The organism is Chitinophaga sp. 01L420, assembly GCF_056399985.1.
The window spans coordinates 19,541-32,488 of record NZ_JBFTSK010000055.1; the positions used below are offsets into that span (position 1 = coordinate 19,541).

Consider the following 12,948-nt stretch of genomic DNA (forward strand, 5'->3'; position numbering starts at 1 on the left):
GGGCACCCGATTATAACCGGATAGTTTTTAGGTCCTTGTCAGGGGCAGTAGTGTCATTCTGATGAATATTCAGATGTCTGTTTAGTGATTCAATAGTAGGCAGCTGGAAGAAAAGGGCCACCGGCACTTCTATCTGCAATGCCTCGCGTATTTCGGAGATCAGCCGCATGGTTAACAGCGAGTGTCCTCCCAAATCGAAGAAATTATCTTTAATCCCTACACGGGGTACATTCAACAGCCTTTGCCAGATAGCGACGAGCACTTCTTCCTGTTCATTGCGCGGAGCTACATATTCATTGGTCAGCAACTCCTCTGCCGCAGGGTCTGGCAGTACTTTCTTATTCACCTTGCCATTGGCTGTCAGCGGTAATTTATCGAGGCTTATCAGCAGCGATGGCACCATATATTCCGGCAGTTTGCTTTTGAGATAGAAGAGAATACCTTCTTTATCAAAAGCCCCTTCCGGCACCACGTAGGCGATCAGCCGTTTAAAGCCGTTACCGTCTGCCTTTGCCAGCACTACAGACTGATTCACCAGTGCACACTGTTGCAGAATGCTTTCTACCTCGCCCAGTTCTATGCGATAGCCGCGGATTTTCACCTGGTCATCTATACGACCCAGGTATTCTATGTTGCCATCTGGCAGCCACCTGGCCAGGTCGCCGGTGCGGTACATTCTTGCCTGCGGAAGGTGGTGGAAAGGATCTGCCATGAATTTTTTCGCGGTGAGTTCCGGTTGATTCAGGTACCCATTGGCCACCTGTACGCCACCGATGTATAATTCACCACTGATGCCCCTCCCACACAATTCTCCGCGGGCATCCAGTATGTACAACGCGGTATTGCTGATAGGCTTGCCAATAGGCGGCAGCAGCCTTTCTTCGAAGTCAGTAACGGTTACTTCGTAGGAGCTCACCACATGCGCCTCCGTAGGGCCGTAATGGTTATACAGCCTGGCGCCGGAATTGTCCAGCAGTGCTTTGATATCAGCACTCAACCGCAATTGCTCTCCCGCCGTAAATATAATTTCCAGGGAAGCAGGATAAAGCGACATCGCTTTTGCATAGTCTGCTATACTTTTCAGTACCACATAAGGCAGGAACAGGTAGTTGATACGATAGTTCCTGATTTGCCGCAGCAGTTCACCGGCATCCCTGCGGGTTCCTTCTTCTATCAGGAAAAGTGTATGCCCCAAACACAGCGAAGAAAATATTTCCTGGAAGCTGACGTCAAAATTTAGACTGGCAAATTGCAACACGCGTTTGCTGAGGGTGGTATTCATTTGCCCCTGTTGCCAGTGCAACAGGTTCACCATCGCGCTGGTAGGCATTTCCACACCTTTGGGGTTGCCGGTAGTACCCGAAGTATAAATCACGTAGGCAAGGAAGGCAGGTGTGATGTTGGCCGCTTCGCGCACCCGCCGTGTATTGATCTGTTCCCACTGCGTATCTATCTCCACAATAGTTACACCCGGTTGCCTGTTTACTTTTTCCACACAACTGCTGCTGGTCAAAATCACATTGCCACGGGTATCTGCTATCATGTATTGAATACGGGCAGGTGGATATTCCGGATCTATGGGTACGTAGGTGCCACCAGCTTTCAGGATCCCCCAGATTCCTACCATCATATTTAACGATCTCTCTATGCACACGGGCACCAGTGAACCTGTCACTACTCCTTTGCTGCGCAGATAAGTAGCTAACCTGCCGGAGCGTTCATCCAGTTCCCGGTAAGTCAGCTGATCACTACCAAATACAACTGCTATCGCATCCGGATGTTGTATTACCTGTGTTGCAAACATATCTGTCAGCGACTTTACAGCAGGATATTTTACATGGGTAGCATGGAGAGATGACAACAGGCTGTCGCGCTCCTGTTCGCCGATCAAAGGCAGGGTATCTATACGCGCAGCCGGCGATATCGTAATGCTGTGCAACAATTCTTCAAAGTGGGCAAATAACTGCCGGATGGTATCTTCTTTAAACAGATCCGTGCAGTATTCAATATTTATCTGCAGACCGTCGTGGTGCTCTGATGCAAAAAAGGTGAGATCAAATTTGGAAGAGGTATGCGCCACGGCTTCCGGCAGCAGTTGCACTTTTGTAAGACAAGGGCTGGCGGTTTCTTTGGTTTCCCATACAAACATTACCTGAAAAATGGGATTGGTACTCAGATCCCGATGCCTCACCACCGTTTCTACTATTTTTTCAAAAGGTACGTCCTGGTGATCATACGCACGTAAGATCGTGGTCCTCACTTCCTGTAACAGCGTGGTAAAAGAAGGGTTGTCGCTCAGATCACTCCGCAAAGCCAGCGTATTTACAAAAAAGCCAATCAGACCTTCTACTTCCTGCTGCGTTCTGCCGGATACCGGTGTGCCCACGCAAATATCCGTTTGCCCGGTATAGCGGTACAACAATACTTTAAAGGCAGTCAGCAACGTCATAAACAAGGTACTGCCCTGTTCCTGGCTTAACTGCAGGAGGTGATCTGCTATTGCTTTATGGATATGGAAAGACAGGAAAGCGCCACGTTTACTCTGAATAGCGGGCCGGGTAAAATCAGCAGGAAGATGCAGGGCGATTACACCGTCCAGCTTATCTTTCCAATAATCCAGTTTCCTTTCCAGCACCTCACCGGAAAGATATTTCCGCTGCCAGATGGCATAGTCGGCATACTGTACCGGCAATGCAGAAAGTCGTGGAACAAATCCATGCTCATAGGCGCCGTACTGTTCTGCAAACTCCTGCACCAGGATTCCGTGCGACCACTCATCCGATACCAGGTGATGCAGGGTTAACACCAGGATATATTCATCTTCCGGAAGCATGATCAGATGCGCGCGCATCATATGGTCTGCCGCCAGATCAAAAGGCTGATCAGTCAGCGTGGCAATAAATGCTGCCAGTGCCTGCGGATCATCTCCATACTGCGTTCCGTCTACAGTGGTCAGTTCCCATTGGTCCTGGTTCATAATCTGCTGATAGGCTGTTCCTCCTTCCTGTACAATAATGGTGCGCAGCACTTCATGGCGGTTCACCGTAGTACGAAGTGCATACGCCAGCGCAGCCGGCTRCAAAGCGCCCTTCATTCTCAGTACGATGGGAACATGATATTGCACACTGCCTTCCAGCTGATGTATAAACCACAAACGTTCCTGGCTATACGAAAGTGGGATCTGTGCCGGTCTTGATTCCTGCACCAATGGCGGTGTAATTATTACATCCGTATTTCCTGATAACCTGCCGGACAACAACGAAATAGTGGGATAGTCAAATACATCGCCGATGGCGACTTCTACTCCCAATGCTTTCCTAATGGCAGATACTACACGTATGGCCAGCAGGGAATGACCACCCAGCGCAAAAAAGTCGTCATGAAGACCCACTTTCTCCACCTCCAGCAACACAGACCAGATATTTGTCAGCACCTGCTGCAACGGCGTCTCAGGCGCTGTATAGTCATCTGCTGTTCCGGAGAAATCAGGATCCGGTAGAGATTTTTTATCTACTTTACCATTGGCCAGCAATGGAAAACTATCCAATACCACTAAAGCCGAAGGGATCATATAATCCGGTAAATGCTCCGTCAGCCAGGTAGCAATAGTGTGCTGATCTAATGTATCGTTCGTGATCACATAACCGATCAGGCGCTTGCTGCCACTATCCTCCCCACGTGCTATCACCACAGCCTGGCTAACCAGGTTACTACGCAATAATACCTTCTCTACTTCTCCCAACTCTACACGGTAACCACGGATCTTTACTTGGTCATCTACACGACCGGCAAACAGTATGTTGCCATCCGGCAGCAGCCTTACCACGTCGCCGGTACGATATAGTTTTGAAGTAGCGGCGCCAGCAAATGGCGAGGCTACAAAGCGGCTTTCTGTTAAGTCCGTGTTATTCAAGTAACCTGCTGCCACTCCATCACCACCAATGTATAATTCACCGGGCACACCCACAGGGCATAACTTTCCGGCAGTATTCAACACATATACTGCTGTGTTGGAAAATGGTTTACCAATAGGAATATGATGACCATACTCCGTGTAGTCATTCACCACATGCAGCAATTTTCCTATAGTCGTTTCCGTTGGGCCATAGTGATTCACAATGGTGCAGCGGGAACCATAAGTACGGATACTTTTTACGACTGCTGTTTCCAGTGCTTCCCCTCCGAAAATGAGCAGCTTCCCGGGCAACAATAATCTGCCGGAAGCAGACAGGGCTTTCCAATGGGAAGCCACAATTTTGATACAATCTATCGGGTGAACAGAAAAATAATCATACAGCAATTCTCCATCGCTGATCATCTCCCTGGAAAATACATGTAAAGCACCTCCCTGTACCAGTGGCGTAAACAATACCGTATTACCCAAATCCGTAGCAATGCTGGAAAGTAATCCGAAAGACCGGCATTCGGCTACCGGCAATGCGGCCTTCAGTCCATACAGGTAATCTACCAGGTTGCGGTGGGTAACCGTTACTCCTTTAGGATTACCAGTACTTCCGGAAGTATAGATCACATACAACAGGTCCTGCGGAGCAGGTAAGGGCAATTTATTTTTGGTACTAGCCTGGCTGATGAGATGCTGATCTTCATCCAATGCTATCACTTCCGCGCTGATTACCTCTTGCAATTGCGCCTTGCCGGCACGACTACTCACCACCACCTTTGCGGCGGTATCTTCCAGGATAAAGGCTACCCTATCCAATGGAAAATCAGGATCAATGGGAACATAAGCGGCACCTGCCTTTCCGATACCTGCTATGGCCACTATCATCTCGGCAGATCTTTCTATATACAACGGAACCAGCGAACCTTTTCCGATGCCCTTCGTATGCAGGTAATAAGCCAACTGCGTGGCGCGTTCGTCCAGTTCCCGGTAAGTCAGTTGTATATTTTCAAATGCAACGGCGGTAGCCTGTGGCGTCAATACTGCCTGTGCAGCAAACAGGTCCAGGAACGTTTTATCCTGCGGATAGCTGATAGACGGATGTGTTAAAGCCGTCTGCAACTGCCCTTCTTCCGAAGGAGACAGCATCTGCAACGCATCTATTTCCTGTGCAGGATTGGCGGCAATCGCCTGTAATAACTGTACATAATGCGCCCCCATCCGTACAATGGTATCTTCTGCAAACAGGTCACTTCTGTACACCGCATTTACATGTAAACCGGTGGCTTCTTCGGCAACAAAAAATGTAAGATCAAACTTGGCAGTGGTGATCTCTACTTCTTCTCCCGACCATACTACATCTCCCAAACGCAGGTCATCATCGCCCGGTACATTTTGCATAACAAACATGGCCTGGAACAATGGACTCCTACTGGGGTCTCTGTCTTTCACCACTGCTTCCACCACCTTTTCAAAAGGCACGTCCTGGTATTCATACGCATCCAATGTAGTGGCTTTCACCTGTTGCAACAACGTAGTGAAAGCAGGACGGTTATCCAGATCACTGCGTAATGTCAGTGTATTAATAAAAAATCCGATCAGGTTTTCTATTTCCTCCTGCGGACGTGCGGCCGTAGAACAGCCAACACTGATATCCGTCTGGTTGCTGTAGCGATACAATAACACCTTGAAAGCAGTCAGCAGCAACATATAAATCGTTACGCCCTCCTGCTGCGACAAAGTTACCAGCTGTTCCTGCAATACCGGATCTATATGGAATAAAATGCTGCCCCCGTGAGTAGTTTGTGTTGCAGGACGACTATAATCTGTTGGCAATGCCAGCGGCGTAACGCCCGACAGTTTTTCTTTCCAGTAGTCCAGCTTTTTATCCAGCACGGCACCCGACAGGTAATTCCGCTGCCAGATGGCATAGTCGGCAAATTGTAACTGCATAGGCGGCAGTTGCGCTGCACGACCCGCTGTATAAGCCGCATACAATTCCATTACTTCGCTTACAATGATAGCAGCCGACCAGGCATCAGAAGCAATATGATGTATCACCAATACCAGCACATATTCATTTTCCGCCTGCACAATCAAATGTGCGCGCAGCATATGATCCACCGACAAATCAAACGGTGTTTCCATCAGTGATTTTGTGTAGGCTTTTAAAACAGTCTGATCATTTTTATACGCCGGTTCATCTACAACAGACAACTGCCATTCGCGCTCCATTACACGCTGATGCGGCACACCCCCTTCTTCCCTGATCACCGTACGTAATACCTCATGGCGCTGCACTATCATTTGCAGGGCGTAGGCCAGTGCTTCCTTGTTGAGATTACCTTTTAATCTTAATACTTCTGTAATATGGTAATGTATACTTCCCTCCAACCGGTCAATAAACCACAAACGTTCCTGGCTATACGACAACGGAATATGTGGTGGTCTGGCATGTGCTTTCACCACAGGAAGCTGCGTACTTTTATCAGGCACCTGTACCTGTAACCAGGCCGCCAGCTCTGCTACCGTAGGATAAAGGAATAAACATTTAACAGGCAGCTCCGCCTGTACTTCCCGGCGAAGCACAGACATCAGGCGCATGGCCATCAGGGAATGTCCTCCCAGCTCAAAGAAATTATCGTATATCCCTACCTGTTGTATACCCAGCAATTCCTGCCAGTTGCTGGCAAGTACCTGTTCCAGTCTGTTGCGCGGTGCTACATAGCTGCGCTGTAATTGCCCATCAGCAGCAGGTTCCGGCAAGGCGTGTTTATCAATTTTGCCATTGGACGTTAGTGGCAGTTCTTCCAGTTCCACCAGCACCGGTACCATATACTCCGGCAATCTTTCTTTCACAAAAGCCAGCATTGCTGCTTTATCGTATAACTCATCAGGCACCAGGTATCCCACTAACCGTTGATGCCCTTTATGGTCAGGTTTGGCTACTACCACTACCTGTTGTACCCATCCGGATTCTGCGATGATGCTTTCAACCTCTCCCAGTTCAATCCGGTGACCACGTATTTTCACCTGGTCATCCATACGTCCCAGGAACTCTATATTTCCATCCGGCAACCATTTACCCAGGTCACCGGTTTTGTACATTCTTTGTCCGGTACGAAAAGGATCCGCCACAAATTTTTGTGTGGTTAATTCTTTTTGGTTGAGATAACCGCGCGCCACGCCGATACCAGCTACGCAAATCTCACCGGGTATTCCCAGCGGGCATAACTGCTCCTGTTTATCCAATATGTAAATCTGTAAATTCTGAATGGGTGCGCCTACCGGAATATTAGCAGCAGCAGGTGCTTCATACATGTAATAAAAGCTCACATCATCCGAGGCCTCTGCAGGGCCATAGGCATTTACCACCGGGATATTGCCAAAGCGCGGATGGCCGAACCATTCCTGCAATAACTGCCGGGTCACCGCTTCTCCGGTAACCAGTAAGTATTGTAACGCGCTTAAGGTGACTGTTGTATGATCATGCAATACGGCGGTAAGATAGGAAGGCACCAGTTGCAATAAAGTAACCTGCTGTTTGTCGGCATCTGCTATCAGCGCTGCCGGATGCAGGATCAGTTGTTGCGAATAAATGATCGTACGACCACCGCAGATGAATGCATTCAGCATTTGCCATACTGAAATATCAAACGTATAGGAAGCGGTGAATGCCACCACTGTATTATTATCCATCCCGAACTCATCTACCATGGCCAGCAGGTGATTAAGCATCCCCAGATGTTCTACCAGCACCCCTTTCGGTCTGCCGGTTGTTCCGGAAGTATAGATCATATAGGCCAGGTGATGCGGCAATGGCCACGTGGCCGGCAAAGTGCCTGGCTGTTGTTCAATGATGCCGGCATCTGTATCCAGCAAAACGAAATCGGCGGTTGTTCCTATAGGTATTTTTTCTTTACCGTAACTGCTGCTTACGATCAGTTGCGCGTTACTATCCGTTAGCATATAACTGATACGGCTGGCAGGAGATTCGGGGTCAACAGGCACATAAGCGCCCCCCGCTTTCATAATAGCCAGTACACCAATGATCATCTTCAAAGAGCGCTCTATACAAATGGGCACCAGGGTATCTGCCTTCACGCCCTTACTGATCAGGAAATGCGCCAGTTTATTGGATAATACATCCAGTTCCCGGTAGGTCAACTGTGTATCTTCGAATACCAGTGCAATCGCATCGGGGCTGTCCACCACCTGTTCTGCAAACAGATCCACAAATGTTTTATCTGTTGGATAAGCTACCGCAGTATCATTAAACGTATAAATTAACTGATGGGTTTCTGCTGGTGTAAGCATATTCAGCGCACTGATACGCGATGCCGGCAGCGTTACAACGGCCATTAGCAATGATTCAAAATGGGTAATCATCCGGTCGATTGTATCATCAGTGAACAGATCAACACACCAGGCCACATACCCGCTAATTCCTTCGCTGCTGTCGTTAATAGAGAAGTTAAGATCAAACTGCGCGGTAGTGCGTTCCGCTTCCTGCAATAATACCTGCAGGTCATGTAAGTGCAGATGCTGTTCTTCTGGTGTACTCTGCAAATCAAACATTACCTGGAACAACGGCGTTCTGCTCAGTGATCTTTCTGCTACCACCACTTCCACTACTTTTTCAAAAGGCACTTCCTGATGATCGTAGGCGCCCAAAGTAGTTTGCTTCACCTGTTGGAGGAGCGATAAAAAAGTAGGGTCCCCATCAAGGTCACTACGCAGAGCGAGTGTATTCACAAAAAAACCAATCAACACTTCTGTTTCCCGTTGCGATCTACCGGCAATAGGACTGCCCACGCAGATATCTCCCTGTCCACTGTAGCGGTATAATAATACTTTGAAAGCTGCCAGCAACGTCATAAAGAGCGTGGTTCCCTGCTCATACGACAATGCTTTCAACTGTTCCGACAATTCCTTATCCAGCAGGAACTTCCTGCCAGCTCCTCTTGTACTTTGAATAGCCGGCCGTATATGATCCGTAGGCAGGTTTAAGGTAGTTACGCCTGACAGCTTATCTTTCCAGTAATTTAGTTTTTTCTCCAACACCTCACCCACTAACCAGGTACGTTCCCAGATGGCGTAGTCGGCATATTGAAGTGGCAATACTGATAGCTGTGGCTGCCGGTCTTCCACATATGCGGCGTAACGCTCTGCCAGTTCTTTGATGATGATACCGGCAGACCATAAGTCAGAGGCGATATGATGAATAACTACCACCAGCAGATGTGTTTCTTCTTCCAACACGATCAGGTCTGCCCGCAACATATAACCGGCAGATAAATCAAAAGGCGTATTTACCAGGTGGCTGATAAGCGCCTCCAAAGTATCCGCATCTTCCCGGTATACCGGTTCATCTGTAATACTCATTTCCCAGTCAGCAACATCCTGGATCAACTGATAAGGGACACCTCCCTCCGTAGCGACTGCTGTTCGTAATACTTCGTGGCGGCTCACGATCGATTGTAAGGCATATGCCAGCGCCGTTCTGTTGAGCTTTCCTTCCAGGCGTAGTATGGCAGGTAAATGATATTGCACACTGCCTTCTTCCAGCTGGTCAATAAACCACAAACGTTCCTGGCTATATGATAATGGAATATGTGGGGGTCTTTCCACTGCTTCTACCGGCGGTAGCTGCACGCTTTTGCCGGTAGACAGCACATGTGCAGTCAAACCAGCTACAGTTGGATACAGGAATAATGATTTAATGGTTAATTCCGTATCCAGCTCCCGGCGAATGGCAGCTACCAGCCGCATAGCCAGCAGTGAGTGACCACCTATTTTAAAAAAATTATCGTATATCCCTATTCGTTCAATACCCAGCAACTGCTGCCAGATGCGGGTTAACAGCTCCTCTGTTTCGTTACGTGGCGCCACATAGGTGGCCGTCATTAACAGGGACGCATCCGGGTCCGGTAATGCCTGCCGGTTGATTTTTCCATTAGCAGTCAACGGCAGTTTTTCCATTTCCATCAGTAACGATGGAATCATAAATTCGGGCAGTTTATCTTCCAGGTAATGCAAGATCTCATCTCTGTAAAATGGTCCGTTGGGTACTACATACCCGATCAGCTTTTTAATACCGTCGTTATCTGCTTTTGCCTGCACCACCACCTGATTTACCAGCGGACATTGCTGCAATACACTTTCTATTTCCCCCAGCTCAATCCGGAAACCCCGGATCTTCACCTGTTCATCTATACGACCCAGGTATTCGATGGTGCCATCCGGCAGCCATCTGCCCAGATCACCGGTGCGGTACATCCGCGTCCCTGCATCCGGACTGAAAGGATCCCTGGTAAACTTCTCCGCCGTTAATGCCTCCCGGTTAAGATAACCACGGGATACCCCCACACCGGATACACAGATCTCACCGGCAATACCCACCGGACAAAGCTGTGATACATTATTGAGTATATAGAGATGAAGATTTTGTATGGGCTTACCCAGTGGTACATTTACACCCAACGGCGTACTCCGCATAATATGATGACAGATATCATCAGAAGCTTCTGTAGGTCCATAGGCATTTACCACCGGGATGGTACCGAACTGCGGGTGATCAAACCATTGCTTCAGGAGCGGCTGGCTCACCGCTTCACCGGTCACCATCAGGTATTGCAGTTGCGAAAACTGCACCCCCGCATCTTCCTGCATCAAAGACGCGAGGTAAGAAGGCACCAGTTCCAGTATGGTGATCCTGTCCGCATCAACACGGCGAATAAATTCCGCCGGCTGAAATATCAGTTCTTCCGGATAAATAATTGTTTGCCCGCCACAAACCAGCGCCGCAAACATTTGCCATACGGAAATATCAAAAGTATAGGAAGCTGTAAAGGCCAGTTTCGTTTTATCATTAATGAAAAGGTCATTTATTTTTGCATACAAATGATTGAGCATACCACGATGTTCTACCATCACCCCTTTGGGCTTACCGGTAGAACCTGAGGTATAGATCACATAAGACAACTGATGTGGCAATGGCGCCACCACCGGCACTGTGATGCGTTGCTGTTCCAGGAGTTGTTTGCCACCATCCAGCGCTATAATATGTATATCATCTGCCACCGGTATTTTCTCCCTACCATAATTGCTGGTCACAACAATGGTAGCGTTGCTGTCTTCCAGCATGTAGCCGATACGTGCTGCGGGATATTCCGGATCCACCGGCACATAAGCCCCGCCGGATTTCCAGATACCCAGTATCGCTATGATCATTTCCGGGCCCCGTTCTATACAAACAGGCACGAGTGTATCTGCAGTAACACCTTTACCCTGTAGGTAATGTGCCAACTGATTGGAACGGTCTTCCAGTTCTCTGAAGGTCAGTATCCTGTCCCCAAATACCAGGGCCGTGGCATCCGGCGTTTGACTGGCTCGGGAACTAAACAATGCCGGTAATGTTTTTTCATGCGGATATTCTCTGACAGTATCATTAAAAGTCACGAGTAACCGGTACGCTTCTCTCGATGTAAGCATCCCCAGCACACCTATTTGTTCTGCCGGTGATTTTACGATGTCCTGCAACAGCAGTTCATAATGCACCATCATCCGGTCGATCGTTTCTGTAGTAAACAGGTCGGCACAGTATACTACCCGGCCGCTCAGTCCTTCTGCACTTTCTTCCATAGAAAGGGACAGGTCAAATGGCGCGGTGATCTGTTCTGCCTCTTCCAGCATAAGCTGTAAATCACCCAGTTGCAATGCCGGCTCATCGGGCACATTCTGCATCACAAACATTACCTGGTACAACGGATTACGGCTAAGATCGCGCTCTTTTACCACTGCCTCCACCACCTTTTCAAACGGAACATCCTGGTGTTCATAGGCGCTTAAAGTAGTTTGTTTTACCTGTGCCAGCAGCGATAAAAAAGAAGCATGACTATCGAGGTTACTGCGCAGGGTAAGAGAGTTAAGAAAGAAGCCAATCAGCCCTTCTGTTTCCTGCTGCGTTCTGCCGGCTATCAGGGTACCAACACAAATATCTTCCTGGTTGCTGTAACGATATAATAATATCTTGAAAGCAGCCAGCAACGTCATAAACAGCGTAGTTCCATGCTGACGCGACAACGCCTGCAACTCATCAGACAATTCCCTGTTCAACGTAAACTGCCGGGCAGCGCCGTGGGTGCTTTGCACCACCGGCCTTGTAAAGTCGGTGGGTAATTGCAGCGTAGCTACACCGGACAATTGCTCTTTCCAGTAATTTATTTTTCGGTCCAGCACCTCCCCGGATAAATAGTTCCGTTGCCATACTGCATAGTCGGCATACTGAATATCCAGTGGAAGCAACTGTGAGGCACGGCTTTCCAGTGCAGCAGTATATAATTCCACCAGCTCTTTTACAATGATACCGGTAGACCATCCATCAGAAGCAATGTGATGTATCACTACCACCAGCGTATACTCCTGCGCTCCCTGCACAATCAGTTGGGCACGCAACATATAGTCCTGCTGCAAATCAAATGGTGTGGCAATGAGCGTTTGGATAAAAGACTGTAATGCGGCTGTATTCTCCTTATACAATTCTTCCTCTGTGATAGTCAACGACCATTCATCTACGGGTTGTATCCGCTGGTAAGCAACGCCTTCATCTTCAGTCAGCACGGTACGCAATACCTCATGACGGTTCACAATCGTGTGCAGTGCATGCGTTAATGCGGTGGTATTCAACGCGCCTTTCAGTTTTATGATAGCCGGTACATGATATTGTATACTGCCTTCCAACTGATCAATAAACCACAAACGTTCCTGGCTATACGAAAGCGGAACGCGCCGCACGCTTTCCCGGTCATAGGGCTGTATACCGGTGAGCAACGCGCTGTCTGCATCACCGGGTTTATGATTCCTGAAATATTCTATCAGGTATTCCTTGTTATCTTTCAGTCTGCTCAGCAAAAGTTCATCTATCTCCTTTTCCTCATGCATCTGCAACAGCAGTTTGTCATTATCGAAAGACAGACGGATTCCCCTGTCATTGGCTTCCTTCAGCAGATCTATTATACCGGCGAGGTTTGTGTCGAGCATAGTTG

At 48.4% G+C, this 12,948-nt stretch carries 1 protein-coding gene; it reads right to left on the reverse strand.

The features are described from left to right. Nucleotides 1-10 precede the first annotated feature (10 nt). Complete coding sequence (locus AC1DP6_RS32160) at nucleotides 11-12,943, reverse strand: amino acid adenylation domain-containing protein (protein ID WP_477058529.1); 12,933 nt, start codon at nucleotides 12,941-12,943, stop codon at nucleotides 11-13. Nucleotides 12,944-12,948 lie beyond the last annotated feature (5 nt).